This is a genomic window from Micromonospora parva (assembly GCF_000718515.1).
Taxonomy (GTDB): Bacteria; Actinomycetota; Actinomycetes; order Mycobacteriales; family Micromonosporaceae; genus Micromonospora; species Micromonospora parva.
Window position 1 is genome coordinate 319,315 of sequence record NZ_JNZS01000004.1, and the last position, 26,174, is coordinate 345,488.

21 protein-coding genes are annotated in these 26,174 nt (G+C 71.3%); 4 read left to right on the forward strand and 17 right to left on the reverse strand.

All coding sequences use genetic code 11. The features are described from left to right. Positions 1-5 precede the first annotated feature (5 nt). From IF22_RS0106170 to IF22_RS0106195, 6 genes are all read right to left on the reverse strand, one after another. Complete coding sequence (locus tag IF22_RS0106170; RefSeq protein ID WP_051708210.1) at positions 6-704, reverse strand: response regulator; 699 nt, start codon at positions 702-704, stop codon at positions 6-8. Positions 705-834: 130 nt separating this feature from the next. Next, positions 835-1,956, reverse strand: a complete 1,122-nt coding sequence (locus IF22_RS0106175; RefSeq protein ID WP_051708211.1) for a ScyD/ScyE family protein — start codon at positions 1,954-1,956, stop codon at positions 835-837. 88 nt (positions 1,957-2,044) lie between these two features. Beyond that, a complete protein-coding gene (locus IF22_RS0106180; RefSeq protein WP_051708212.1) occupies positions 2,045-4,120 on the reverse strand; it encodes a multicopper oxidase family protein in 2,076 nt (691 codons plus the stop codon). A 109-nt stretch (positions 4,121-4,229) separates the two neighbouring features. Beyond that, complete coding sequence (locus IF22_RS0106185) at positions 4,230-4,889, reverse strand: response regulator (protein WP_030329380.1); 660 nt, start codon at positions 4,887-4,889, stop codon at positions 4,230-4,232. After that, entirely contained in the window at positions 4,886-6,004 is a 1,119-nt protein-coding gene (locus IF22_RS0106190; RefSeq protein ID WP_030329382.1) for a sensor histidine kinase, read from the reverse strand. The genes IF22_RS0106185 and IF22_RS0106190 overlap by 4 nt, the downstream gene beginning before the upstream one ends. A gap of 84 nt (positions 6,005-6,088) precedes the next feature. Next, the gene (locus tag IF22_RS0106195) at positions 6,089-7,114 is read right to left on the reverse strand and encodes a methyltransferase (protein WP_030329384.1); all 1,026 of its coding nucleotides are present in this window, start codon (positions 7,112-7,114) and stop codon (positions 6,089-6,091) included. A gap of 127 nt (positions 7,115-7,241) precedes the next feature. On the opposite strand from IF22_RS0106195, the gene IF22_RS0106200 reads away from it, so the two are divergent. Both IF22_RS0106200 and IF22_RS32880 read left to right on the forward strand, forming a co-directional pair. Beyond that, on the forward strand, positions 7,242-8,780 hold the full coding sequence (locus tag IF22_RS0106200; protein ID WP_051708213.1) for an aminotransferase class III-fold pyridoxal phosphate-dependent enzyme: 1,539 nt from the start codon (positions 7,242-7,244) through the stop codon (positions 8,778-8,780). A 163-nt stretch (positions 8,781-8,943) separates the two neighbouring features. After that, complete coding sequence (locus IF22_RS32880; protein ID WP_051708214.1) at positions 8,944-10,641, forward strand: MFS transporter; 1,698 nt, start codon at positions 8,944-8,946, stop codon at positions 10,639-10,641. A gap of 52 nt (positions 10,642-10,693) precedes the next feature. Here IF22_RS32880 and IF22_RS0106210 read toward each other — a convergent pair whose 3' ends face one another. The 3 genes from IF22_RS0106210 to IF22_RS0106220 form a co-directional block, all read right to left on the reverse strand. Then, positions 10,694-11,260 carry a PadR family transcriptional regulator gene (locus IF22_RS0106210; RefSeq protein ID WP_030329391.1) on the reverse strand — a complete coding sequence of 189 codons (567 nt, stop codon included), beginning with the start codon at positions 11,258-11,260 and terminating at the stop codon, positions 10,694-10,696. A gap of 65 nt (positions 11,261-11,325) precedes the next feature. Beyond that, on the reverse strand, positions 11,326-12,006 hold the full coding sequence (locus IF22_RS0106215; protein ID WP_245233539.1) for a response regulator: 681 nt from the start codon (positions 12,004-12,006) through the stop codon (positions 11,326-11,328). Beyond that, a complete protein-coding gene (locus IF22_RS0106220; RefSeq protein ID WP_030329395.1) occupies positions 12,003-13,079 on the reverse strand; it encodes a sensor histidine kinase in 1,077 nt (358 codons plus the stop codon). Before IF22_RS0106220 ends, IF22_RS0106215 begins: the two co-directional genes overlap by 4 nt. A 336-nt stretch (positions 13,080-13,415) precedes the next feature. On the opposite strand from IF22_RS0106220, the gene IF22_RS0106225 reads away from it, so the two are divergent. Continuing rightward, a complete protein-coding gene (locus IF22_RS0106225) occupies positions 13,416-14,879 on the forward strand; it encodes a multicopper oxidase family protein (RefSeq protein ID WP_030329397.1) in 1,464 nt (487 codons plus the stop codon). Between the two features lie 18 nt (positions 14,880-14,897). Further along, positions 14,898-15,332, forward strand: a complete 435-nt coding sequence (locus tag IF22_RS0106230; RefSeq protein WP_030329399.1) for an SRPBCC family protein — start codon at positions 14,898-14,900, stop codon at positions 15,330-15,332. 78 nt (positions 15,333-15,410) lie between these two features. Here IF22_RS0106230 and IF22_RS0106235 read toward each other — a convergent pair whose 3' ends face one another. From IF22_RS0106235 to IF22_RS0106270, 8 genes are all read right to left on the reverse strand, one after another. Next, complete coding sequence (locus IF22_RS0106235) at positions 15,411-16,700, reverse strand: CE1 family esterase (RefSeq protein ID WP_030329401.1); 1,290 nt, start codon at positions 16,698-16,700, stop codon at positions 15,411-15,413. Between the two features lie 325 nt (positions 16,701-17,025). After that, entirely contained in the window at positions 17,026-18,171 is a 1,146-nt protein-coding gene (locus IF22_RS0106240) for an alanine racemase (protein WP_030329403.1), read from the reverse strand. Next, a complete protein-coding gene (locus IF22_RS0106245) occupies positions 18,168-19,766 on the reverse strand; it encodes an IucA/IucC family protein (protein WP_030329405.1) in 1,599 nt (532 codons plus the stop codon). Before IF22_RS0106245 ends, IF22_RS0106240 begins: the two co-directional genes overlap by 4 nt. Further along, a complete protein-coding gene (locus tag IF22_RS0106250; RefSeq protein ID WP_030329407.1) occupies positions 19,763-21,391 on the reverse strand; it encodes an IucA/IucC family protein in 1,629 nt (542 codons plus the stop codon). Before IF22_RS0106250 ends, IF22_RS0106245 begins: the two co-directional genes overlap by 4 nt. Then, on the reverse strand, positions 21,388-22,557 hold the full coding sequence (locus IF22_RS0106255) for an ATP-grasp domain-containing protein (RefSeq protein WP_030329408.1): 1,170 nt from the start codon (positions 22,555-22,557) through the stop codon (positions 21,388-21,390). Before IF22_RS0106255 ends, IF22_RS0106250 begins: the two co-directional genes overlap by 4 nt. Before the next feature lie 50 nt (positions 22,558-22,607). Then, entirely contained in the window at positions 22,608-24,107 is a 1,500-nt protein-coding gene (locus IF22_RS0106260) for an MFS transporter (RefSeq protein ID WP_036410877.1), read from the reverse strand. Further along, positions 24,104-25,390, reverse strand: a complete 1,287-nt coding sequence (locus tag IF22_RS0106265; protein WP_081883725.1) for an MFS transporter — start codon at positions 25,388-25,390, stop codon at positions 24,104-24,106. The genes IF22_RS0106260 and IF22_RS0106265 overlap by 4 nt, the downstream gene beginning before the upstream one ends. Continuing rightward, entirely contained in the window at positions 25,387-26,097 is a 711-nt protein-coding gene (locus IF22_RS0106270) for a siderophore-interacting protein (RefSeq protein ID WP_030329415.1), read from the reverse strand. The genes IF22_RS0106265 and IF22_RS0106270 overlap by 4 nt, the downstream gene beginning before the upstream one ends. Positions 26,098-26,174 lie beyond the last annotated feature (77 nt).

Here is a 26,174-nt window from a genome sequence, read left to right on the forward strand (position 1 = left end):
GGTCACTAGCGCGACGGCCGACGAGGGCGTGGCACCAACCGGTCGTGTGGCAGCGTCACCAGTGACGCTGCCACCGCCTTGTTGACCGCGTCGATGCGGGAGACCGCGCCCAGCTTGGCGAAGATGCGACGCAGGTGGCTCTTCACAGTGGCCTCGGTCAGGTCGAGCCGGCGCGCGATCTGGGCGTTGGTCATCGCCTCGGCCGCGAGTTGGAGGATCTCCAACTCGACGGCGGACAGCATGGCGGACTCCGCGCTCTGCACCTGCACCAGGCTCTGGCCGGAGACCGAGAGCAGCACCGAGCCGCTGCGGTCCCGCGCCTTGTGGATCGCCGCCACCAGCTCCTCACGACCCACGCTCTTGAGCAGGTAGGCGCGCACCCCGGCGGCGATCAGACGGCGCAGCAGGTCGGGGCTGTCGTACATGCTGAGGATGACGACGGCGCTGTCGGGCGACACCTCCCGGATGCGGCGCACCGTGACCACCGGGTCGTCACCGGGGATCTCCACGTCGAGCAACACCACGTCGGGGCGCTCGGACGCCGCCTTGGCGACCGCGGTGGCGGAGTCGCCCGCCTCGTCGACCACGTCGAGGTCGGCGTGGACCTCGAGCACCCAGCGCAACCCCTCGCGGACGAGAGCATGGTCGTCGACTATCAGGATGGTGGTGGCGCCGGTGGGAGACCCGTCGTCGGACCGCGTCAACCTAACCCCCAGACCCCGTCCCCCGCCGCCAACGTGCCCATGATGTCGCACCGTATCGCGGGCGTGTGACGCCGCAGCTATCGTGGCGCCCTCCCGACACGAAGAACGCCACGATCGCCGCGCGACTCTGTCAGTCTCGGATGGACAGACGGACCAACTCACCGATGCCGAGGCCCTTGTTGGCGATGTAGAAGCTGCCGTCGCCGGCGATGGCGAACGACATCGGGGAGTCGAGACCGGTGCTCGCCAACTCCCGGTGGCTACCGTCGCGCTCCACCCGGATCAACGCACCGGTGGAGTCTCCCGAGCTGAGCCCGTTCTTCGCGATCTCCAGCACGACCAGCCGGCCCCGCTTGTCGAACGCGAGATCGATGATGTTGGTGAAGCCGGTCGCGTAGATCGTCGGCTCCTGCCCCGGCACCAGACGCCACACCCGCGCGCCGCCGTTCGGGAACGGGTGCCCGGTCAACTGTCCGATGTAGAGCGCGCCGTCCGGCCCCTTGGCGATGGTCACCGGCACGAACTGGATCGGCGTCGTCGAGCCGGGCGGCAGACCCCACTCCGGCGGCGCCGGAACCTGCTCCTGCGGCCAGACGTGTTCGGTGGTGACCACGCCGCGCCTGTCGATCCGGAGCACGTCGTTGGCGGCCGCGTCGAGCGCGTAGATGTCACGCCCGTCGGCGACGACGGCGTAGGGCTGGCTCTCCGGGATGACGCCGTCGGGGTTGTGCTGCCCCTCGTAGGCGGAGAGGTCGCCGAGGACCGACCAGCGGTGCTTCCCCTCCACCCGCAGGATCGTTCCCATCGCGGCTCCGGCCGCACCGAGCAGGTCGCGCGAGACCGGGTCGGTGCTGTAGCCCATCGCCACCAGCAGTTTGCCCTGCCGATCGAAGGCCAGGTCGTGCGCCCCGTAGACGGAGAAGCCGGCGCCGGTGCTGCGCAGCGACGGCAGGCCCGTCACGACCCGCTTCTGCCAGCCGTGACGGACCGCCGTGATCGCACCGGTCGAGCCGTAGCAGAGGTTGGTGCCGAACGTGCCGGGGATGCAGACGTCGTCGCCGCCGAGGCCGGCCTCGGCGACGAGGACGGTGCCGGCGCGGTCGATGGCGACACCGCGGGGGTTGTCGAGGTTGCGGGCGACAACTGTCAGTCGCCCGGTGGTCGAGGTGGCCGCTGTGGCGGGCGCGGCAATGCCGGCCACCAGTACCAGCGGCACGGCCAGCGACAGCGTTCGTCGCATCGCGTCGAGCATGGGTTCTCCTCAGCAAGAGGGGTTCGGATGCGTTCGACGCTGCCGGCGTTGCCTCGAGGCCCGGTGGAGGGAGGCTCGACAGGCCCGCCTACTCCGGCTGATTCGGGGTGCCACGCCCCAGCTCGTAGGGGGAGTTCACGCCCTCGTAGGCGAGGTGCATGACCATGCCGTTGGCCGCGTGGTCGAGGTTGTGGCAGTGGTCCATCCAGAGCCCCGGATTGTCCGCCTTGAAGCCGATCTCGTAGATCTCACCGGGGATGATGTCGAGACTGTCAATCCACCACGGCGACCCGGTCGCGGCGACCCCGTTGCGGGACAACACCAACGCGTGATGTCCGTGCAGGTGCATCGGATGGTTCTGGTGGCTGCGGTTGACGATCCGCACCTTGACCACGTCGCCCATCCGGACCATCAGCGTCGGCGTGTGCGGGAAGCTGTGCCCGTTGATGATCGGCACCAGGTGGAGGCCGCCGTTGTAGAAGGACAACCGGTCGTCGAGGAGCTGGGTGAACGAGCGGTCGTACGACGAGCCCGTGTCGAAGGGCCGCGAGCCGCCGGAGCCGTACGAGAGCGGGTCGACCGGGTCGCCGTCGTCGACGATCTTCGGCGTCGAGGTGTCACCGGGAGGCGCCAGGACCAGCCCGGCGTCGCGGTTGGCGAGGTCGGTCAGCCGCACCGCGCCCGCCGGCATCGTGAAGGTCACGTCGTAGCGTCCACCGGTCGCCAACCCGAATCTCGGGTTGGTCAGCGGGGTCGGACCGTTGACGTCGACGCCGTCGATCGCGGCGACCCGCACCGGCGTGCCGTTGACCGTCAACGACCGTGGGCGGCTGTCGGTCGACGGGTTGTTGTCGGTGTTGATCAGGCGCAGTCGCACCGGTGTGCCCGGCGCGATCTCCTGCCGTTGCACTGTGTCGCTGGTGCCGAACGAGACGATGTTGTCGTCCGGCGTACGCCACTCGTGTGCCATCACCACGACGTCGCGCTCGCCCGGCGGTGGGCCGTCGCGCGGCTCGACGATCAGCGCGCCGAACAGTCCCCTCCGGATCGCCTCAAGGGGGTTCTGGTGGGTGTGGTACCAGAACGTGCCGACCTGCTCGGCGAGGAACCGGTAGGTGAAGGTGCCGCCCGGCTCCACCGCGTTCTGCGTCGCGCCGGCGACGCCGTCCTCACCGTTGGGCACGTCGAGCCCGTGCCAGTGGATGGTCACGTTCTCGTCGGGAATCTCGTTGTGCAGCGTCACCTCGACCAGGTCGCCCTCACGGACCCGCAGCTCCGGCCCGGGCGACTGCCCGTTGTACGTCAGGGCGTCGATCTCGGTGCCCGACGACAGCCGTACCGTGGCGTTCTTCGCGGTCAGGGTGAAGGCCTTGTTGGGCTTGCCGGTCCGCGGCCCCCGCAGGTCGTCGACGGAGACCCCGCCGTGACCGCCGTGACCGAACGACGGGCCACCGCCGTAGTCGACGTTGTCGTGGGACATCATGCTCATGCGGTCGGGCAGCCTGCTGCTCTGCGCCACGTAGGTGATGCCGGCGGCCACGACGAGCACCACGACGGCGGCCTGCGCGGTGGCACGCAGGGCGCCGGCCCGCCGGCCACGGCGCGCGAAGTCGGTGGCGGTGACAACCCGCAGACGGTGCCCCTGCCAGAGCCACAGCACCACCACCGACAACAGGATCGGCGCCGCGTGGGTCGCGATGTCGTCGAGGTAGGAGGGGACCGGACGGGACACGTACGCGAAGTAGACGCCAACGACAGTCGCCACAGCCGTCAGCTGGACCGGCACCACGAATCTGGGGTTGGCGACGGCGGCGCGCGTCTCGACGTCGATCGGTGCGTCGTCGCGGTTGGCCAGGGCGCGCAGGCCCGGCACGGTCCACACGGCGACGGCAAGCATCGGCAGCAGCAGGAGCGGCATCTGCACGATCACCCGGTTGTCCGCGAAGATCCAGTCCACGGCGAGCATCAGCCCGATCGCGACGCACTTGAGGACCAGCACCACCAGCGCGGCGACGAGCAGGCGCAGCAGCCGACGGGCGCTGGTCCGCAGCGCCGCGGGCGTCGGCCGCCAGGCCAGCCGCGTGGCGAGGATCGCCGCGGGCAGCCAGATCAGGAACAGGACCCCGGCCAGGATCCCGTCGGCGTTCTCTCCGACCTCAAACATGACGCCAACATACGGAGCGGGCGCACCACCCGACATCCGTTGACGAACGGCCGGGGGGTACGGCGATCACCGTAGCCGCAAGCCGCTGCGAAACAGCTGCCGTAGTCAGCTAGCTGCCCGGCGCGACGAGCCCGGTCTGGTAGGCGAGCACGACGAGTTGCGCCCGGTCGCGGACGCGGAGCTTCACCATGGCCCGGTGCACATGGGTACGGGCCGTGGCGGGGCTCATCGACAGCCGGCGCCCGATCTCCTCGTTCGTCAGCCCACTGGCCACCAGGCTCATCACCTCGCGCTCGCGGTCGGTCAACACCGCCAGCCGGCCACCGTCGACCGGCGCCGGGGCGACCTTGCTGACGAACGCGCTCACCAGCCGGCTCGTCACCCGCGGCGAGATCAGCATGTCGCCGCCAGCCACCACCCGGACCGCCTGACGCAGCTCGTCGGGCTCGATGTCCTTGAGCAGGAACCCGCTCGCGCCGGCCCGCAGCGCCTCGAAGACGTACTCGTCGAGCTCGAAGGTGGTCAGGACGATGACCCGCACGGCCGGAAACCGCTCGACGATCGCGGCCGTGGCCTTCACCCCGTCGAGCACGGGCATCCGCACGTCCATCAGCACGATGTCGGGCCGGGTCGCGGCGACCATCTCGACGGCCTGGGCGCCGTTGGACGCCTCACCGACCACCTCCAGGTCGTCGCTGTGGTCGAGCAGGCCCCGGAAGCCGGCCCGCACGAGCGTCTGGTCGTCCGCCAGCACCATCCGGATCGTCACGCTGTCTCCTCCACCTCGACCGGCAGCCGCGCTGCCACTCGGAACCCCCCGCCCTCCGGCCGGGGGCCGGCATCGAGGGATCCGCCCGCGGCCGTGGCCCGTTCCCGCATGCCGGCCACCCCGTGCCCCCGCCGGCTCGCCGCGGCCCCGACCCCGTCGTCGACGACCTCGACCGTGACGGCGTCACCGGCGTAGGTGATGGTGACGTCGACAGTGGTCGCCTCGGCGTGCTTGACCGTGTTGGTGATCGACTCCTGCACGATCCGGTAGACCGAGAGCGCCACCTCCGGCGGGATGGGGCGCGGGATGCCGGCGACCCCCGAGCGCACCTTCACGCCGGCCTGCTCGGCGACCGCGAAGACGCGGGCCAGATCGGGCACCTCCCCGGCGTCGCGGAGCATGCCGATCGCCGAGCGGACCTCGTGCATCGCGTCGCGCGCCGCGCCCCGGATGCTCCGCAGCGCGGCCCGCGCCTCGGCCGGCTTGCTGTCGAAGATGTCGTCGGCGAGGCTCGCCTGCACGCTGATCGCGGCGATCGTGTGGCCGAGCACGTCGTGGACCTCGCGGGCGATGCGGAGCCGCTCCTGGGCCACCTCGTGCTGACGCTCCTGGCGCATCACGGCGAGGCGCTGCTGTGCCTCGGCCAGCCGGATCCGGCGGGTGCGGATCGTCTCGGCGAGCAGCACCACGGCCGCGAGCAGTGAGCCCTCTTCGAGGGTCGCCGACAGGGCGGGGAAGAAGCCCTCGCCGAGCAGCGTGTAACGCATGATCAGCTCAAGGACGACGAAGAACCCGGCGACGACGAGCGCCCAGGTGAACCGGCCGGCGGCCGCGACGGAGAAGAGGGCGGCGGCCAGCGGGAGGGCGGGCGGGATGCCCGGGTACTCGAGCGCGTAGTAGATCATCAGTGCGGTGACCGAGCCGACGAGCACCAGCAGCGGCCAGCGGCGCCGGAAGACCAGCAGCAGCCCGATCACCGCGCCGATCGCGTAGGCGCGGGCGTCCGGCGGCCGGGCGCCGGGCTCGTCGGCGACGCGGATCGCCACCGCCACGACGGCCGCGACGACGACCGCGATGAGGGCATCGATCGCGATCCGTCGGATGGCCGGGGTCATGTCCGCAACGGTACGACGCGTGCACGGTCCGTTAACGCGGGCCCCTTCCCAACCGGAATCCGTCAGCAAGGGGCCCGTGCCCCTTCAGCCGCGACGGAGGGTCAACAGGGTCTGCCCGGTGGGGATCACCGTGCTGCCGTCCACCCGGAGCCCGGCCTTCTCGCCCAGTTCGGCGTACTCGCGCCAGGTCCTCGCCTTGCCGGCCATCAGCGAGAGCAGGCGCAGGTCCATCTGGGTGATGAACATCAGCCGGGCCGGGTCCTCGGGGAAGTTGTCGTTCTCGTCCTTCACCAGGATCTGCACGATCAGCACCTTCCCGGTCGTGCCGATCGCGTCCGCCGCCCGCTGGAGGATCTTCTCGGCGGCGCTGTCGTTCCAGTCGTGCAGCACGTTCGACAGGATGTAGATGTCGGCGCCGGCCGGGAGCGGGTCGAAGATGCTCCCGCTGACCACCTCGGCGCGGTCGGCGATGCCCGCCGCCTCGAACCGGGCCCGGCCCTGCTCGACGACGCCCGGCAGGTCGACCACGGTGCCGCGCAGGTGCGGTTGGGCCTTGAGGATCTCGGTGAGCAGGGCGCCGGTGCCGCCGCCGACGTCGACGACGTGGTTGACGGTGCTCCAGTCGTAGCCCTGGACGACCTGGTCGAAGTAGCTCGCGTGGGTGGCCATCAGCGCGCCGAACGACGTGGCCCGGTCGGGGTTGGTGGCCAGGTCGTCCCAGAACTCGATGCCGTAACGCACCGGGTACGCCGCGTCGCCGGTGCGGATCGAGTGGGTCAGCGAGCTGAACGTGCCCTCGATCCGGCCGGCCATCGAGTCGACGTCGAGCCAGGGGCGCTGGGCGGCGGGGTGGTCGGTCTTGAGGAACTCGGCCGCTTCCGTCAGGGCGTACACCCGGGGTTCGGTCTCCTTGAAGACGCCGCGCACGGAGAGGTAGCGCAGCAGCCGGTGCAGCGCGTCGGGGTTGGCCTTCGTCGCCGCGGCGAGCTCGTCGAGCGTGGTGGTGCCCGCGGCGATCAGGTCGGCGAGGCCGAGCGTCGCCGCGGCCCGCACTGCCCACGGCGTGATCGTGTCGGTCAGCGAGTAGAGATTGACCCGATTTTCCGTCATGGCGGCGAGCTTCGACGACGGCGCTCGAGACCGGCTCGAAACCACGTCGATCGACCCGTTCTCCAGTCAGGTTCGAGTGGGCGGGCGCAGGCTGCGCCTGTCACGGCCGCCATGCGAAGGGGACACGATGGGCGCCAGCCACCAGGAGCGCGGAGCGATCGAGGTCATTCAGGACCTCATGCAGCAGAAGTGGGTCTACGAGCTGTTCGGCGAGATCGGCGCGCGCCAGGGTGCCTCGGCCGCGCACGTCGAGCAACTGAGGGCGGTCGACGCCGCCGCGCACGTGTTCTGGCCGTTCCAGGCGCCGCCCTTTCCGATCATCGCGGCCACCGCGAGCGGTTCGACGTTGACCGACATCGACGGCAACGACTACCTCGACTGCCACATGGGGTACGGGGCTCAGGCGCTGCACGGTCACAACCCGGCCCCGGTCGTCGACTTCGTCCGCGAGCGCCTCGGCAAGGGCACCGGCAACGGCTACACCAACGCGCTGGAGCTGGAGCTCGCGACGCTGCTGCGGGAGATCCTCCCGCACAACGAGAAGTTCGCCTTCCAACACTCGGGTACGGGCGCCACCCAGTCGGCGATCCGGCTCTGCCGTGCGTTCACCGGGCGGCGGATGGTCGCCAAGTTCGAGGGCACCCTGCACGGGTCCCACGACCTGGCCGTCCACAACACCGCACCCTGGTATCACGGGCATCCGGCGGTGCCGTTCCCGGAGATCGGCAAGGACGGCATCCCGCTGGTCTCGGCGTTCGCCGGTGTCACCCCGGCGGAGCCGCGCGACCTGCTGATCCTGCCCAACGACACCGCGCTCGCCGTGGAGTTGATCGAGCGCCACGCGGGCGAGTTGGCCTGCATCCTCGCCGAGCCGGCCGCTTCGTCGTTCCCGTTCGAGGAGACGACGATCCCGATGATCCGTGAGGTGGCGGTGGCCGCCCGGCGGCTCGGGGTGCCGTTCATCCTGGACGAGGTGCTGACGGGTTTCCGGTCAGGGATCGGCGGCGCCGCGCAGAAGTTCGACATTCCGACCGACCTCGTCACCTACGGCAAGGTGATCAGCGGGCTCGGGCTGCCGCTGTCGGCGATCGGCGGTCGGGCCGACATCCTCGACATCTCGCAGACCAGCGGGCAGTCGTGGACCGACTTCGGCCAGAAGACCGGTCTGCAGGGCAGCCACACCGGCAACTACCTGTCGGTAGCGGCGTCGCTGGCCACGCTCCAGTTGCTCCGGGACAAGGGACCCGCCTACTACACGGACCTCAGCGCCAGGATCGACCGGGTCCAGGCGCGGCTGGCCGCGTTCCGGGCGGCCGAGGGGATCCCGCTGCGGATGGTGGGGTTCGGCGACTACATCGGGTGTTTCCAGTTCCTCCCGGAGGACTCCTACACCGACTACCGGGTCTACTCGCGGGCGCTCAACCCCGCGACGTTCATCCTCACGCTGCTGTTGCGCAAGCGCGGCATCTACACGCTCGGCATGCCGATGTTCTTCGCCGGCGGCGCCCACAGCGACGCCGACGTCGACCGGCTGACCGACGCCGTGCTGGAGAGCACGCTGGAGCTCCGCGCCAACGACTTCCCCTTCGACCTGGCGTGGCCGGCGACGTCCCAGTGGGGTTCGGGTTCCACCGAGTGGGGCTCGGGTTCCTCCGACTGGTCGTAACCGCACCCTGCGTCACCGGGCCCGGGTCAGTTTCTGACCCGGGCCCTCCTCATGTGCCGTACAGGTCATACGCAAATAGCCGTACTTGACTAATCGTACGCGACGGCGTGTAGTCGGAAGGTGGGTCCGCTGTCGACCCCCGTCCGACTTCAGGAGGAACGCGATGACGGAGAGCTGGACCGACGAACACAGCGCCGCGCCACCCAATCCGCGCCGATGGCTGATCCTGGCCGTCGTTCTGGCCGGGGCGTTCATGATCCTGCTGGCCACGACGATCGTCAATGTCGCGGTCGCCCCGATCCAGCGCGACCTCCGCTCGACCTACACGGCGATGGAGTGGGTCATCGCCGGCTACGCGCTCGGATACGGCCTGCTGCTCATCCCCGCCGGCCGGATCGGCGACCGCTTCGGCCACCGCAAGCTGTTCCTCATCGGCGTCGCGGGGTTCACGCTCGCGTCGGCGGCGTCAGCGCTCGCGGCCACACCCAACCAGCTGATCGCCTTCCAGGTGGTGCAGGGCATGATGGCCGGCATCCTCAACCCGCCGGTGCTGGCGCTCATCCAGACCACGTTTCCGGCGAAGGAGACGGGTAAGGCCTACGGGATCTACGGCGCGATCGGCGGCATCGCGACCGCCAGCGGCCCACTCCTCGGTGGCCTGCTGATCGCGTGGGACCTCGGCGGCTGGGACTGGCGGCCGGTGTTCCTGCTCAACGTGCCGATCGGCCTGGCCACGTTCGTCGCCGCGCTGATCCTGGTGCCCGAGTCGCGAGGCCGCCGCGGCGGGCTCGACGTGATCGGCATGCTGCTCGTCTCGGCCGCCGTCCTGCTGCTGGCCGTTCCGCTGGTCGAGGGCCAGCGCCTGGGTTGGCCGGCATGGACGTTCGTCTCGATGGCAGCAGCGCTGCCCGCGCTGGCCGCCTTCGCGGCATGGGAGTTGCGCCGCGCCCGGCGCGCCCAGGTTCCGCTGGTGAGCATGCGCCTGTTCGCCCACCGCTCGTTCTCCGCCGGCGTCGGCATCAGCCTCTGCTACTTCGCGGGATTCATCGGCCTGCTCTTCGCACTCTCGCTGCACCTGCAGATCGGCCTGGAGAAGTCCGCCCTGACGACCGGCCTGATCCTGCTGCCGTTCTCGTTCGGCACACTCGTCGGCGCGGCCATCTCCGACAACGTCGCCCGTGCCCTCGGCCGGGGCGTCCTGATGCTCGGTGCGGGCATCGTGATCGTGGGCATGGTGGGCATCATCGCCACGATCCACTGGTGGGGATCCGGCCTCGAGCTGCTGCCGGCCCTGCTCCTCGCCGGCTTCGGCTCGGGCCTGGTGATCGCGCCGAGCGTCGAGATCGTGCTGGCCGGCGTGCCCTGGCAGGACGCGGGAGCGGCCAGTGGCGTGCTCGGCACCGCCCAGCGTCTCGGCCAGGCCGTCGGCGTCGCGGTGGCGGGCGTGGTCCTCTTCGGAACGCTCGGCTCCTACTCGGCCACGGCCGCGGAGAAGGCCAGCCCGGAGCTTCAGGCATCGCTTGTCGCCGCAGGGCTGCCACCGGCGGAGGCGAGCGCGGCGACGACCGCCTTCGCCGACTGCTTCATCCGCCAGTCCCGCGCGTCGGATCCGACGGCCACGCCGCCCGGCTGTGCGGACTCGGCGCCGGGTCCGGTCGGCGCGGCCTTCGACAGCGCTGCCTCATCGGCGCTGGAGACCAACTTCAACCGGGCGGTCCAGTTCACGGTGGGCGCCGTCCTGGTCGGCGTGATCCTCACGTTCCTTCTCGTCTACCTGCTGCCGCGCCGGCCCGAAGAGCCCTGGGCCGAGGCGAGCAAGCCCGACTGGAACGTGACCACCACCCGGCAGCCCGCTCGGTGACGTGCCGCCAGCCCCGGCCCCGCAGATGCCCCCGGGGCCGGGGCTGGCACCGTCACGACGTGGTCATCGACGTCGGTTGGTTGGCCATCAGCTCGGGCAGTTGGGCGAGCAGCTCGTCGTGCCAGGCGAGTTCGGTACGGAGTCGGAGCTCGGTATGACGGAAGGTCGTCCACTCCAGACCACGGATGTGTGGCGCCGCGATCTCCCGGAGCGCCAGCCACGAGTCGAGCTGCGCGGCGAGGGCCTGCCGCCGCGCCACGATGATGGCCCGGAGCGCGTCTTCGCCGAGGTCGATCACATTTTGCAGGGCCAGGTCGACCGGGTCGTGGCGGAGCTTGGTGTCACGCAACGCCTCGTCGCGGTGGTCGATCAGCTCCGCCGCGCCGGCCGCGGTGAGCGCGTAGATCGTGCGGGCGGGCCGGTTGCCCTCCTGCTCGGTCCGGACCGCCTCGATGACGCCCTCGACCTGCATCCGGTGCAGCGCGCCGTAGAGCGACCCCGGTTTGACGTCGCTCCACAGCTCGGTACGGTCGACCTGGGCCGCCCGGCGGATCTGGTGCCCATGCATGGGGCCGCCACGCGCGAGCGCTCCGAGCACGAACAGGCGAGTGCTATTCACGGCATTAGTCCAACACGAGTGCCCGTTTGCGGGCAAGTTGCGCAGAGCAATCCTTGAGTAACCCGCTATCCGCCGTGAAACGTCGGGTCGACGCACAGCCTCGGCAGGACGATCAGCGAAGCCGCGATGGCCCGGTTGACCGCGTCGATGCGCGACACCGCACCGAGTTTGGCGAAGATGTTGCGCAGGTGGCGCTTGACCGTCGCCTCCGACAGGCAGAGCCGCCCGGCGATCTGGGCGTTGCTCATCGCCTGACCGACCAACTGCAGCACCTCGCGCTCACGGTCCGACAGTGTGCTGTGCACCGGCCCCTGCACCTGGGTCAGGCTCTCGCGCGACACCGCCAGCATCACCGGAGCGTCATCGGCGCGGGCGCGGCGGATCGCCGCCACCAACTCCTGGCGCGTCGAGTTCTTCAGCAGGTAGCCGCAGATGCCAAGGGTCAACAACTCACGCAGCAGCGTCGGGCCGTCGAACATGCTGAGGATGATGACCCGGCTCGCCGGGGCGACATCACGGATCCGGCGCACCGTCGTGGTCACCCCGTCGCCGGGGATCTGCACGTCGAGCAGCACGATGTCGGGCTGGCGGACGCGGATCTCGTTGACCGCCGCACAGCTGTCGCCGGCCTCGCCGACGACAACGAGATCGCGCTGGGCGTCGAGGATCTCCCGGAGGCCGTCGCGAACCACGACGTGATCGTCGACGAGCACGATGCGGGTCGGCTCGACCATCGTCGCGGTCACCGGCCGGCCCCCGCCCCGACGGCGAGCAGCGGCACGACGAGTTCGACGGACACGCCCTGGCGGCCCGCCGCTCGCACCGCGAGGCGACCGCCCACGGCGGCCGCGCGCTCAGCCATCGCGCGCAGGCCGGAACCGTCGCGCTCCGCGGCGAGGTCGAAGCCCACCCCGTCGTCGACGACAGTCGCCCGCAGCTCGTGCGGGGTGATGTCGACGACCGCATGGATCACTCGGGCACCGGCGTGGGCGACCGCGTTGCGCAACGCTTCGCGGACGACCAGGAACACCTCGTCGAGCACCTCGGGCGGCACCCACGACTCGTCGCCGTTGATCTCGGTGTGCAGACGCGTCTCGCCCGTCTCGACCGTCGACAGGAAGTTGGCGAGCGCCTCGTCGAGGGACCCGAGCGGCTGGGAGAGGCGAAGATCGGCGATGAGCACCCGCAGGTAGCCGACCGCGTCGTGGAGCGACTCCCGGGCGATGACCACCCGGCGGTCGACGTCGCCTCCGTGTCGTTCCTGGGCGAGCTCGTGCGCCTCCAGGTTGCGGTACGCCGCGCTGAGGCTGTGGCCCAGTCGGTCGTGCAACTCGCGCGCGATCAGCGAGCGTTCCGCGATCTGCGCCTGGTGGACCTCGTTCATCAGGCCGGCGGCGTAGCGCGAACTCGCGTCGAGCAGCCGGGTCAGTGTCGTGCGGGTGAGCGCGTCGGCGACCAGGGCCAGGATCGCGCCCTGGTCGGGCCGGCCACACAACTGCTCCAGCGCGTCGGCCAGCAGGATGTCGGCCAGCGCGACGACAGCGCGGAAGCACTCGCGTGGGTGAAGGTCGACGCCCTCGGCGGGCGCCGTCGGCGGCGGTGCCGACAGCGGGTCGGTCGTCTCGCGACCAATCTCGACGACCGTCTCCCGGACCAGGACGTCGGCCTGCGTCGTGTAACTGTCGACCAGGTCAGCGACCCCGCCGAGATCGTCAGTCGCAGCGGCGAGACGCTGACGGTAGGCGGCGAGAATCGGTTGACGCCTGCGTTCGAGAACCTCGGCAGCGGTCCTCCGCAGCGCATCGTTTCCATACACCATCGCGGATCCCCCGGTGTGTGCCCTTGTTGCTCCCCAGGTGCGGGCACGAACGGCTCTCCCCAGCGCCGGCTGCCCGCCGTGTCGCCCGGCTCCCCCGTGCGCGGACGACAAAGCACTCAGATCGGATCGGCCTTCTACGAGTTGTCACGGCCGACTACTCGCACGAGTCTACGGTCTCACCGCACACCGTTGGAAGGATCGAAGCTTAGCTTTTGGTAGTCACACCAAAACTTAAGGTGAAATCCACGCTTCGCCGCTATCAGCTTTCGACGCCGCGTTGAGGGACCTCCGCGACAGTTCCCCCGAGACCTCGACCCATCAGGAGCGGAGCGACCAATGGTGAGCAGACGCAACGTCATGAAGGCCGGCGCCACCGCGGGCGCAGCCGCGCTGGTCACGACCACCGCGGCGGCAGCGGCGCGCGGATCCACCCCGCCCGCGACGCCGGCCCACGGCGCCCACACCGGTCACGGGGGGACGGCGCACGTCGCGGCCGCCGCCGCCCCGTTCACTGTCCGGATGCCGACACCGCCCGTGCAGCAGCCGATCGCCTCGGTAGGCAACACCGACTTCTACGTCGTTTCCACCCGTAAGGCTCAGGCCGAGATCCTGCCCGGGACGCGTACCGAGGTGTTGACCTATGACGGGCTGTTCCCCGGCCCGACGTTCCGGGTCAAGACGGGCCGGCTCGCGGTCATCGCCCACAGCAACCACCTCGACATGCCGACCGCGGTACACGTGCACGGAGGCCAGACCCCGTCGAGCAGCGACGGGTTCCCGACCGACGTGCTCGACCCGGGCAGGAGCCGGATCTACAGCTATCCCAACAAGCAGCGGGCCGCCACGCTCTGGTACCACGACCACGCCCATCACATGGAGGCGGAGCACGTGTTCCGCGGGCTCGCCGGCTTCTTCCTGATCGACGACCCGGCCCAGGCCGACCTCCGGCTGCCGTCCGGCAACTACGACGTCCCGATCATGTTGCGCGACGCGCGGTTCGCCGACGACGCGAGCCTGGTCTTCGAGCACGACGACTTTCAGTTCCGCAACACGATCCTCGCCAACGGCAAGCCGCAGCCCTACTTCCAGGTGGCCGCCCGCAAGTACCGGCTGCGCTTCGTCAACGCGTCCAACCTCCGCACGTTCACCCTGCGGCTCGGCAACGACGCCGAGGTCACCCAGATCGCGAGCGACGGCGGGCTGCTCGCCGGGCCGACGCCGATCCGCTCGTGGAGCCTGACGCCCGGCGAGCGGATCGAGATCGTCGTCGACTTCGGCGCGTTCCCGGTCGGCAGCCAGGTCTTCCTCGACGACGCGGTGGCCGGGCCGGTGCTGCGCTTCGACGTCAACCGAACCGCCACCGACACCAGCCGGGTGCCCGACCGGCTGAGCACCATTCCCGCGCTGCCGGCGGCCACGAAGGAACGGGCGTTCACGCTCAACCTCAACCCGGCGACCGGCCAGTTCCTCATCAACGGGCAGCAGTTCGACGCAGACCGGGTCGACACCGAGATCAAACGCAACACCACCGAGGTGTGGACGGTGACCAACGGCGACACGCTCTTCGGCATCCCCCACAACTTCCACCCGCACCTGGTCCAGTTCCGGGTGCTCAGCCGCAACGGTCAGCCGCCCGCCCCGGGCGAGGCCGGGCTGAAGGACACCATCTCGGTGGGGCCGGGTGAGACTGTCCGGCTCCAGGCGACATTCGGGCCGTACCTTGGCCGGTATGTCTACCATTGCCACATGATCGACCATTCCGCGAGTGGGATGATGGCACAGATGAAGATCGTTCCCTGACCCTGAGAAAGGTTTCTTGTGCCCTCTGCAGAGAAGACTGTGCAGATCGGACGGACTCCCGAGGTCGTCTTCGCCTTCCTCGCCCGGGGCGAGAACGACGCACGCTGGCGTCCCAACGTGCTCGACGTCGCTCGAGTCTCGGGCGAAGGGGTCGGCGCTCGCTACCGACAGGGGCTCAAGGGCCCCGGCGGGAGTCGCATCCCGGCCGACTACGAGGTGACCGGGTTCGAGCCGGGACGGCGACTGGCCTTCCAGGCCACCGGCAGTGTGGTACGCACCCAGGGCGAGTACACGCTCACACCGGCCGACGGCGGCGGGACGAAACTCACGCTGAAGTTGGCGTGGCAGCCGAGCGGGCTGTCGCGCTTCCTCGGGCCGGTCGTCGGCAAGACCTTCGAGGAGGAGATCGCCGCCCTCGACGCCCTGCGCGACCTGCTGGAGAGCGAAGCGTGAGCCGGTAGTCCTGGCGGCAGCCGCCAACGGATGTCGGGCCCGGAGCCGGATGGCTCCGGGCCCTCATCCTGCCCTTGGTCAGGGGCTGGTGCAGGTGACGCTGCTGGGTGCGGTGGCCCCGTTACCGGTGGCGGTGAAGCCGAAGTTGGTCGAGGCGTTCGGACCCACAGTGCCGTTGTAGGGGGCGTTCCGGACGGTGACACTGCCGGTGGTGCCCGTGTTGACGCCGCTCCACAGGCTGCTGATGGCCTGACCACTGGCCAGGGTCAGGCCCACGGTCCACCCGGTCAGGGCAGCCGTGGAGTTGTTGGCCACTGTCACCTCGGCCTGGTAGCCGCCGGGCCAGGTGTTCAACGTCCGGTAGGTGGCAGTGCAGGTGCCCGGCTCGCCGGTGGGCGGCGGAGTCGTCGGCGGCGGGTCGGTGGGCGGCGGGTCGGTCGGCGGCGGGGTGGTCGGCGGCGTGGTCGACTCGAACTGGCTGAAGAACCTCCAGATCTCACCCGAGGTCCAGGTCCGCGAGTCGTTGGGGCTGCCCGACCCGTCGACCGGGCTGGGGGTGTGATCCCCGTCGAACGCCGCCCACTGCACCGGGTAGCCGGCCCGGCAACCCGAGTAGGCGGTGGTGATGTGGGTGAGGCTGCCCCGACTCGGCTCGCGCGGACTCTGCGCGGTGCACCCGTTGTTCCGGACGAACGTGTCGCGCAGTTGTCGCCCCTGCGAGATGTTCAGCACGCTGTCGTAGATGCCGTGGATGCCGAAGTAGGCGACGGGTTGGGTGCCGCCGTTGCAACCGCTGAGGTTGGCACCGGAGATCACGGTGACCGCGCGGATGACGGTGGGCCGGGCGCAGGCCACCGCGTAACTCATCGCCCCGCCGTAGCTCCAGCCCAGGGCGAAGCGCTGGGTGGTGTCCACGCAGAGGTCGTTCTCGATCTGCCGGGAGATGTCGTCGAAGAGGGTCAGGTCCCGACCGTTGGTGTTGGCCCAGCCGGCGTTGATGCCCTGCGGGGCGACGAAGATCGCGCTGTTGTTCGACAACGGCTGGAGGCCGTAGTAGCCGGCCGAGGTGACGTTGTTCGCCGAGCCGTTCAACCAGTGGAAGCCGAAGATCAGACGGTACGGGCGGTTCCGGTCGTACCCGTCCGGGATCCGCAGGTTGTACGTACGGCTCTGTCCGCTGCTCTGGATCGTCCGGGTCCCGCTGGCGAGTGTGGGGGCCTTGCCGCAGCCGGCGGTCGCCGCGAGGGTGCCGTTGGTGGCGGCAACTGCCGTCGCACCGAGGCCGCCGCTCAACACGCCGCCGGTGGTGGCCGCGAGGAGAAGCGCCGCGGCCGCGATGGATGGGAGGAAGAACCTACGTCTCAGCATTGTCTGGGCTCCTTGCCGTTCGGCGTCTCGTGCTCGTGGCTCGGCGGCGGCACCGGGGGTGTGCGGCCGCCACCCGTCGAGGCCGGGGCTGCCTACGGTGGAGCGTCGGAAGCTGGGCATGCGGCCGGCGCGACATCGTCCGACGACCAACAGTGGTCGCCTGGCATCGACGGGGCCCGGACTGGTCACCGACCGGGAGGCGGGAGGGGAGTGCCCTCGGCGCGTCTTCGCCGGCTGGCTCGGGTGACCGGGAGCGTGCCCTTCACTCCCGGATGAAAGATAGCATGTTATCGATAACACACCGAGCGGTTCGTGGCGCTCGGGCTCACGTCCCGAACGGCCGGGACGCCCACTCGGCGGCCACTTCCCGCAGGTCACCGGTGCGGAAGAGCGGCGGCTCGTGCAGCAGGAAGTCACGGTGGCTGATGTTCCAGGCGTACGCGCCGGCCATGGCGAAGGCCAGCACGTCGCCCACGCCGATCGGCCCGGCGGTGCTGGAGAAGGACAGCACGTCCTTCGGGGTGCAGAGCTGCCCGACCACGGTGACCGGCCCGCCATCGGTACGGGGACCGGCGGCACCGAGCCGCGGGTGCACGGTGAACGGCTGCGCGTGCCCCTTCGCGGCCGGTGTCCGCAGGTGGTGCGTCCCGCCGGCCACCACCACGAACCACTCGCCGTAGGAGCGCTTCACGTCGATGACCTCGGTCAGGTACGCCCCGCAGTGGGCGGTGACCGACCGGCCCGGCTCGATGCGCAAGCGCACTCCCGGATAGCTGTCCAGGACGTCCGCCAGGGCCCGGCCGTAGCCCTCCCAGTCGAACCGCGCGTCGGGGTCGGTGTAGTCGACTGTCATGCCGCCGCCGACGTCGACCTCGGCGGCGTCGACCTCGGCCACCGCCCAGTCGACCACCGCGGCGGCAACCGTCGCGGCGAGCGGTGCGTCCAACCCACTGGCCAGGTGGGCGTGGATTCCGCGGACGTCGATGCCGGCGGGCGGGCGGCGGGCACACCCGACGGCGTCGGCCGGGTCCATGCCGAACGGGCTGGGCCCACCGCCCATGACCAGGCTCGCGCCCGGCGCGTCGACCGGCAGGTTCACCCGCAGCAGCACCTGAGCCGACCGGCCCGTGGCGGTGGCGAGCGCGCCGAGCCGGGCCAGCTCGGTGGGCGACTCGACGTGGATGCGGTGCACCCCGGCGTCGAGCGCGGCGGCGACGTCGGCGTCGGTCTTGCCCGGCCCGGCGTACGCGGCCGGCGCCCGTCCCGGCAGCACCTCGGCCAGCCTGCGCAGCTCGCCCCGGCTCGCGGCCTCGAACCCGTCGACGATCGGGGCGAGGGTTCGCAGCACACCGGGGTCCGGGTTGGCCTTGACCGCGTAGAGCAGCTCGACCGGCGGGGGCAGCGCCGCCCGGACGGCTCGGGCCTGCCCGGCCAGCGCGTCGAGGTCGTGGACGTAGACCGGTCGGGTCATCGTGGCCCACCCATCGGGTTCGGCACCGGCACGAACGGCGCGGCCCGGTCGGCGTCGCGCCGCCAGCGGACCAGCAGGTTCGCCTTGGCCAAGAACGGCTCCCCGTCGAGCAGAACGCGCAGCTCGGCGGGATCACCGAGGTCGGCGGCGACCGCCTCGACGACGCCCCGCAGCTCCTGCCACAGCCGCTTCTCGATTCCCGGCCGCGCGTCGGCGAGAGCCCCGCTGATCCCACCGAGATGGTTGACGAACAGGCAGTAGACGATCCGGCGGTGGGCGGCGCGGGGACCGTAACGGACCTGCGCCGGGACGCCGTCCGGCCAGGTGGCCCACCGGTCGGCGTCCAGCTTCACCCCCTCCAGGTCGCGCAGCAGCATGCGTACCGGGCGACGGTCCCGGTCGAGCACCACGACCACGTTCTGCAGGTGCGCCTCGTGCACGACGCCGTGGCTGAGCCAGCTGCGCAGCACCGCCGGCACCAGCAGGCCGACGTACGCCCGCCACCAGGCGACCGGATCCGCTGTCACCAGCGGTGCGCCGGCGAGTGCCGCCGCCAGCACCGGGGTGTCGCCGGGACGCAGGTGCGGGCGCAGACCGCTGCGCAGGATCGTCCCGTACGCCTCGTCGGGGCCGGCGACGTCGACGGTGCGGTACGCGGGCTCGGCGAGCAGCCCCACCCCGTCCGGCAGCGGCACCCGGGCCAGCAGGTCGGTCAGCGCCACCGCCCCGGTGAGTTCGTAGCGGGCGTTCTTGCGCAGGCAGTTGGTGATCCGTACGTGCAGGCTGGTCTTCACGAACAGGTCGGCCCCGGGGGCGTAGAGGGTTCGGACGCTCGCCGTCGGCCGGACCGGCACACCGGCCGCCCCCAGGTCGCGCAGCAGTGGGTGGGCGGGCGGGACCAGCGACAGCTGCCAGGGGTGCACCGGCAGGGCGCGGTGCCCGCGCGGGGGCCGGGGCGGGTCGAGCGCGGCCACGAGCGCATCGAACGGTCCGGCGTCGGCGGTCAGGTCGTCCGGTACGGCGAGCCAGTGCAGCCGGAACGCCGTGCGCAGCTCCGGCGCGTACGCCCGCCAGCTGTCCGGGTCGCCGCTGCGCCACTTGGGGGTGGGGTGGTGCGGGTGGCCGAGGACCAGCGACTGCTCGGAGTCGACGTACGCGTCGATGGCGGGCTCACCGGTAGGGGTGGGGTCCGCGGCGGGTCGGTCGGCCAGCAGTCGGGCCACGGTGTCCCGACTGGCCCGGACCTGTTCGACGAACTCGTCATTCGCCAGCCCGGTACGGATGGTCAGCTCCGCCGCGACGAGGGCGGCCAGCCCGTCCGCGTCCAGGTCCGCCCACCGTCCGCCGCCGATGTCCCGCTGCACCGGGCCGGTGTAGCGGTGCGCGCCGATCGCCGAGGCTCGGGCCACCGCGCAGCGCACTGTGACGTCGAGGTGGCGCAGCAGCAGCCGGACGACACCGTCGACCACTGTCGGGGTGTCACCCGGCGGGGCCAGCTCGCGCAGCAGGCAACCGAAGACGGTGTGCGCGGCGGCCAGGTCGGCGAGCCGACCGGTGTCGGTGGCCGGCCGGGAGCGCAACTGGGCGCTCGTCATCGTGTCTCCCGCAGGTAGTTCGGGCCGGTACGCAGGTAGTACTTGTTGATGTCGGTGCAGCCCAGCCGTTGTTTGGGCAGCAGGGTGCCGGCGGTGAGCATCGCCTTGACGGGCAGGTGGGTGGCGTTCAGGACCCGCTCGGTGAAGGTCCGCCCCGCCGGGCCGTCGCCCCACCGGTCGCGGGCGGCGGCGAGCCGGGGCACCAGCGCCTCGGCCGGTGTCGGCACGGACAGCCCTCGGGCGGCCAGGGCGAGCAGGGGCGCGGCAGCGGCCAGGTGCAGGGTGATGGTGATGAACACGTCGGCCAACTCGTGCGGGTCGCGCGCCCACATCCGGTCGTCGTGCAGGGTGAGACCGTTCGTGCCGTCGTGCCGCGCGTCCAGCCGGGCGCCGTCGTTGTCCTTGTACAGCAGGCCGACGGCGCCGTCCGGGTGTACCAGCAGGTGGATGTTCTGCGGGTGGGCCTCCAGCGCGATCCCGTGCCGGAGCCAGAGGAAGACGTGCCAGTCGAGCAGCAGGTCCAGATAGGACTCCAGCAGTGCGACGGGCCGCTGCGGGCTGATCCGGTCGAGGACCGTGCCGGCCACCGGGTCAGCGGCGGCGAGGGCCGCGACCGGCACCACCTGAACGCCGGCCAGGTCGCGCGGAAACCGGCGGAGCAGGAAACCGCGTCGCTCATCGCCGTCGACGTGCGCCCAGGTGCTCTCGTCGGCGTGCCGGATCCGGCCGACGAAGCGGGGTTCGGTGCTGGCGATCCGGTCGAGCAGTGCCGCGACAGCCCCGCCGTCGGCGAGCGAGCCCGGTTGCAGGGTGCGTCGGTTGCGCGCGCCGAGACTCGCTGTCGGCAGCGGCAGTTTGAGATGCAGGTACGGGTCGTGGTCGAGTGCCACCGTCCGCATGGAGAGGGTGGGTCGCACCGGGGTCACCGGCAGGTCGACCACCGGGAGCGCGTCGCGTGTCACGGTGAGCGGATGCGCCGGCAGCAGCAGCTGATCCGGTCGCGGCGCGGGCGGCCACCAGGGCGGGAGTTGGCCGGTGAGCCGGACGTCCGTGGCGGGGGCGGCGTACCAGCGCAGCGCGAAGCGTGGGGCGTGCTCCGGGGCGTACCGGAGCAGTTCGTCGTCGCGCAGACCGTGCCGGCACCGGTCGGTGGGGTAGACGGGGTGGCCCTGGTGGGCGGCGAGCACGTCGTCCAGGAGCGCCGTCGGCAGGCCGGTCGGGGTGCTCGCCCGTTCGGCGGCCACCTCGGTGAACACCCGCTCCCGGTTCCGGGCGGCGAGCCGCCGGGCTCGCAGGTCGGCGCGGCACTCGACGGCGAAGTCCCGCCAGCCGGCCTCGGCCTCGGCGTTGCCGTGCGGGGCGAGCAGCGTCAACAACCCCTCCAGGGTCTCCGTACGCCGCGCGTCGCCACTGCCGTCCACCAGCAGGACCGTCGGCGCGGAGCTGCGCAGGGCCTGCTGGAACCCGTCCGCCCGGACCGGTATGCGCAGCCGGCCGGCGGGGTGCGACACCTGCCACCAGTCGGGCCCGTCCGGGCGGCCGGCGGTGAGCAGACCGAGGTGATCCTCGCGCAGCAGGGCGTCGAGCACCCGGGTGAAGACCTCGCGCTCGCAGTCGTCGCTCACTCGACGATGGTCCACTGCAGGTCGCCGCGGAGGGCGGCCAGTGACTGCCGGACGGCGTTCTCGTCGGGGCCGATGCCGTGCAGCACGGCGAGGTAGTCGCGGTTGGTGCCGGTGTGCGCGGCGGTGCGGCCCACCTCGCGCAACGGGTGGCAGCCCAACCGGACGTCGCCGTGGACGGTGTCCAGCCGGCCCGGCGCGGCGACGAGACGGCCGGACCGGTCCGCGCAGACGTACTCGACCCGGGCGTGTCGGTCGACGGTGTCGGGCAGGCGCAGGGCGGCCAGCGGCTCGCCCAGGTGCAGCCGGATGACGTACTCGAACAGCGGCACACCGAGCAGTTCGGCGAGGATCAGGTCCATCCGGTCACCGATGAGGCGGTAGTTCACCTCGATGAGCCGGACCCGGCCGTCGGAGATGACGTACTCGGTGTGGCAGGCGCCGAAGCCGACCCCGAGCGCGTCGAGTCGGGCCCGGAGCTGGGTGCGCGCCGGCTCTGCCGGGGGCGACCAGGCGAGGCTCTCCTCGGTGAAGGTCGGTGGCGAGCCGAGGGCGGTGCGCCACCCGCCGAGGGAGGCCAGCTCGGTGCCGTCGCCGAGGGTCTCGAAGGTCCGCAGTTCACCGTCGAGGTACTCCTCGACCACCAGCGCCACGTCGGGCCGCCGGTTGCGGATCTCGGCGACCCGGGCGACCAGCTCGGCGTGGTCGACCACCAGGTACGCGTCCTCACTGGCCACCCCCTCGCGGGGCTTGACCACCGCCGGGAACATCTCGTTCGGCACCTTTGGCGGGTCTGCGGGGTCGACGGTGACGACGCGTACCCGATCGAGGCCCGCGGCGGCGATCACCCGGCGGGCGGCGGCCTTGTCCTTGCAGAGACGGGCGGCGTCCGGGTCCTTGCCGGGCAGGCCGAGCTTTCGGGCGGCGATCGCGGTGGCCTCCTGGAGGTGGTCGCTGTTGGACAGTAGCGCCACCGGTCGGGTCGCTGCCGTCGCCGCGACCACGGCTGCCGCGTCGCGGACCGCGCACCGCGTCACCGGCACGTCCGCAGGCCATTCTGCGGGACGGTCGGTCAGCACGGTGGTCGGCAGCCCGAGGGACGCCGCCGCCGGAAGGAACCCGTGCAGGACGGCGTCGGTGGGGTTGAGCGCGGTCAGGTAGAGCCGCATACCACCTCCGTCGACTACCACGATGTCACGATTAGGGTAGCCTACCCTTATTAGGCGGAGATGGTGCGGTCTGCCCGGTGCAGCAGTCCGGCGGCCACCAGACCACCGATCAGCACCGCTGCCGCGCCCACCAGCTGTCCCGTCTCCAGCGCCGAGGCGAAGGCGACAGTCACTGCCTCCCGCTCGGCACCGTCGCGGGCGGCGGCGAGAGCCGCGGGGAACGATCCGGCGCCGGCCACCGCCGCCGGCAGCAGCGCCGCGAACCGGGCGTTCAGCACGGCACCCAGCACCGCGATGCCGAGGCTGCTGCCCACCTCGGTCATGGTGCCGTCGACCCCCGCGCCAGCGCCGGCCTTCGCCGCCGGGATCGCGCTCATCACGGCCTCGACGATGGCCGGGTTGGCCAGCGCGCAACCGGCGCCCATGACGAGCAGCCCCGCCAGCAGCACCGCGTACCCGTCGGACGGGAAGAGGGTGACCAGCGCTAGCCCGGCCGCGAGCAGCGTCATACCGACGGCGATGGCGACCGCCAGGCCGAGCCGACGGATCACGCCCGCGACGACACCACTGACGTTGAGCAGCACGATGGACAGCGCGAAGGGCGCCATCCGCAGACCGGCCTCCCAGGCCGGGTAACCCCGCACGAACTGGAGGTGCTGGGTGAGCAGAAAGAGCGCGCCGGTGGCACCGAACGTGATCAGCACGACTCCGGAGATCGCACCGACGAAGCGCTGGTCCCGGAAGAAGCCCATGTCCAGCATCGGATGTGGGATCCGTCGCTCCCACCGCACGAAGATCCCGAGTACCAGTACGCCGACGATCGCCACACCGATCACCTCGGTCGACGTCCACCCGCGCTCCGGCCCGGAGATGATCGCCCAGACGACAGCGGTCAGACCGGCGGTGGAGAGCACGGCGCCGGGCACGTCGAGTCGACCGCCGGCAGGCCCGCGGGACTCGGGGACCAGCGCGCGACCGACGAGCAGGCAGACCAGCACGATCGGCACGTTCATCAGGAAGATCGCGCCCCAGGGCAGATGGGCGAGGATGGTGCCGCCGATCGGTGGCCCGATGGCGAAACCCAACGCGCTGGTGGCAGCCCAGATGCCGATCGCCCGGGACCGCTCGGCGGCGTCGAAGACCTGCATCGCCACCGCGAGCGTCGAGGTGACCAGCAGCGCGCCACCGACGCCCATGCCGGCCCGCGCGGCGATCAACTGTCCGCTGGTACTGGCGAGACCGGCGGCCAGCGAGCCGGCCCCGAACAGGACGAGCCCGGCGAGCAACATCCGGCGGCGACCGTACCGGTCCGCGGCGCTGCCGGCGGTGAGCAGCAACCCGGACAGCACCAACGCGTACGCGTTGATCATCCATTGCACCTCAGCGGTGCTGGCGCCCAGCTCGGTGGTGAGCACCGGCACCGCCACCGTCAGCACGGTGTTGTCCAGCACCACGACCAGCTGCGCGACGCACAGCACGGCCAGGATGAGCCATCGCTGTGGCAGTCGTACCGGTGTCGCGGTGTCGGTGGCCGGCTGGACGCTGGTCACGCCACCGCCTTGGCGCCGTCCGCTGCGGGCCGCTCGACAGGTGCGTCGGGGGTCGGCCGGCCGACGGGCAGGCCGGCGGTCGGGTCGGGCCGGTGCGGGAATCGCCGCTGGTGGGCGAGGCCGAGGACGACCCCGGCGGCCACCAGCACGATGGCCGCGACGGCGACCGCCGGATAGCCGACCCGCTCGGCCGCCGCGAGACCGATGGATGACGCCACGAACGAGCAGACCAGGCCGAACGACGACAGGACGGTGAAGTCGGTGCCACCGGTGTCCGGTCGCGAGTAGTCCATGTTGACCGTGTAGAGCACGACGTTGGCGATGGTGTAGGCCACCATGAAGCAACAGAGCGCGGCGACCGTCCCACCCAGCGGCGCCTGGCCGTTCATCAGGGGCAGCAGCAGCAACGTCGACACCGTGAGCGCGAGGCCACCGGCCACGAGCACGCCACCGCGCCCGAACCGTCCGACCCCGAGCCCGGCGACCAGACCCGCGACGATGGCCGGGGCGCTGGTCACCACGCCGGTGACCACGCCGATCCGACCCAACGACCAGCCGGCGTCGACCAGAGCGGGGGTGACCAGGGCGTACGCCATTCCCGCGCCGACGTAGACCAGCGGCACCACGCCGAACGTCCACCACCGGCAGCCGGGCTGCCCGAACACCGACAGCAGCGCCCGGTAGGCAGTGCCGATCCGGGCCACCCGATCGGTACGGGGAGGCTCCCGGAACCGCCACACCACCACCAGGCCGACCGCCGTCATCGCGACCAGCAGCCCGATCGCCGACGCCCAACCGAACTGGTCGTAGACCAGGACGCAGGCCCCACCACCGAGCAGGTTGCCGAGGTAGCTCGCGGCGACCTGGATGCCGTTGCCGGTCCCCCGGGCCGACTCGGCGAGCATGCGCACCGCGACGGCGTCCACGGCGATGTCCTGGGTGGCCGAGAAGAACACGTACGCGGCGCAGATCGCGACGATCGGGCCGAGCGCGTCGGCCGGGCTGGCGAACGGCAGCAGCGCCAACAGGGCCAGCACCAGGGCGCTCTGCAGGACGAGCAGCCAGGAACGGTAGTGGCCGCGGTGCCGGGAGCCGTACCGGTCGAGGATCGGCGCCCAGAGGAACTTGATGGGCCAGATCAGGCCGACGATCTGCAACAGCGCCAGCGTGTCCAGCGAGGTGCCGCCGTCGCGCAGGATGGCGGTGAGCCCGACGGTGATGAAGCCGACGCCGAGGTACTGGGTGACGTACAGCGCGGTCAGGGTGCCGAGCCGGCCCCTCATGCCGCTTTCCAGTAGCCGAGGGAGGTCAGACGGTCCTTGTCGACGCCCAGCGTCTTGCGCAGGTATCGGGTGATGCTCCTGGTGGTGGCCGCCTCGCAGGCCACCCAGTAGTGGCCCGTGTCGCCGGTCGGCAGGGCGGCGCAGACCGTGTCGACGAGATGTTGCCCCGCGTCGCGCCGAGGCACCCAGGTGACCTCGTGGTGCGCCCGGGCCCGCAGCGCGAGCGCCTTCTCGCCCTCGTGGGCGTACTCCAGCCAGACCGTGGCCGGGATGTCGGCACCGGCGTCGAGCAGGCTGTTCACCGCGGGCAGGGAGGCCGCGTCGCCGACGAGGTAGAGATGGTCGGGCGCGGGGTCGGGCAACTCGAACGCGCTGCCCTGGACGGTCGCGCTGATGGTGTCGCCGACAGTGGCCGTGGTGGCCCAGCGGGCCGCGCAGCCGTCATGGATGGCGAATTCGAGGGTGAAGCGGCCGGTGGCCGGGTCGGGGTCGACCAACGTGTAGGCGCGCTGGTGTGCCCGCCCGTCGTTGTCGAACCACAGCCGGATCCACATCGTCGGGTGCACCCCGCACGCCTCCAGCAGCCCGCCCCCGTCCAGGAGAAGCCGCTGGTAGTGCCCATCGATCGACTCGGTGCTCAGGACGGTCAACCGAAAGTCCCGACCTCCCATGGCCTTGAGGACCAGGGCCTCCCAGTTCCGCTTCACGCACCCCTCCAGGTAAGGTCATCCTTGGTTAGGGGAGGTTAACCTAAGTTGCGCCCCGGATGGAACAGAGGACAGCG

Bases quoted from the DNA above. Each gene is read 5' to 3' on its own strand.
- IF22_RS0106175 (WP_051708211.1), bottom strand. From the start codon at position 1,956: ATGCTCGACGCGATGCGACGAACGCTGTCGCTGGCCGTGCCGCTGGTA.
- IF22_RS0106180 (WP_051708212.1), bottom strand. From the start codon at position 4,120: ATGTTTGAGGTCGGAGAGAACGCCGACGGGATCCTGGCCGGGGTCCTG.
- IF22_RS0106190 (WP_030329382.1), bottom strand. From the start codon at position 6,004: ATGACCCCGGCCATCCGACGGATCGCGATCGATGCCCTCATCGCGGTC.
- IF22_RS0106195 (WP_030329384.1), bottom strand. From the start codon at position 7,114: ATGACGGAAAATCGGGTCAATCTCTACTCGCTGACCGACACGATCACG.
- IF22_RS0106200 (WP_051708213.1), top strand. From the start codon at position 7,242: ATGGGCGCCAGCCACCAGGAGCGCGGAGCGATCGAGGTCATTCAGGAC.
- IF22_RS32880 (WP_051708214.1), top strand. From the start codon at position 8,944: ATGACGGAGAGCTGGACCGACGAACACAGCGCCGCGCCACCCAATCCG.
- IF22_RS0106220 (WP_030329395.1), bottom strand. From the start codon at position 13,079: ATGGTGTATGGAAACGATGCGCTGCGGAGGACCGCTGCCGAGGTTCTC.
- IF22_RS0106225 (WP_030329397.1), top strand. From the start codon at position 13,416: ATGGTGAGCAGACGCAACGTCATGAAGGCCGGCGCCACCGCGGGCGCA.
- IF22_RS0106235 (WP_030329401.1), bottom strand. From the start codon at position 16,700: ATGCTGAGACGTAGGTTCTTCCTCCCATCCATCGCGGCCGCGGCGCTT.
- IF22_RS0106240 (WP_030329403.1), bottom strand. From the start codon at position 18,171: ATGACCCGACCGGTCTACGTCCACGACCTCGACGCGCTGGCCGGGCAG.
- IF22_RS0106245 (WP_030329405.1), bottom strand. From the start codon at position 19,766: ATGACGAGCGCCCAGTTGCGCTCCCGGCCGGCCACCGACACCGGTCGG.
- IF22_RS0106255 (WP_030329408.1), bottom strand. From the start codon at position 22,557: ATGCGGCTCTACCTGACCGCGCTCAACCCCACCGACGCCGTCCTGCAC.
- IF22_RS0106265 (WP_081883725.1), bottom strand. From the start codon at position 25,390: ATGAGGGGCCGGCTCGGCACCCTGACCGCGCTGTACGTCACCCAGTAC.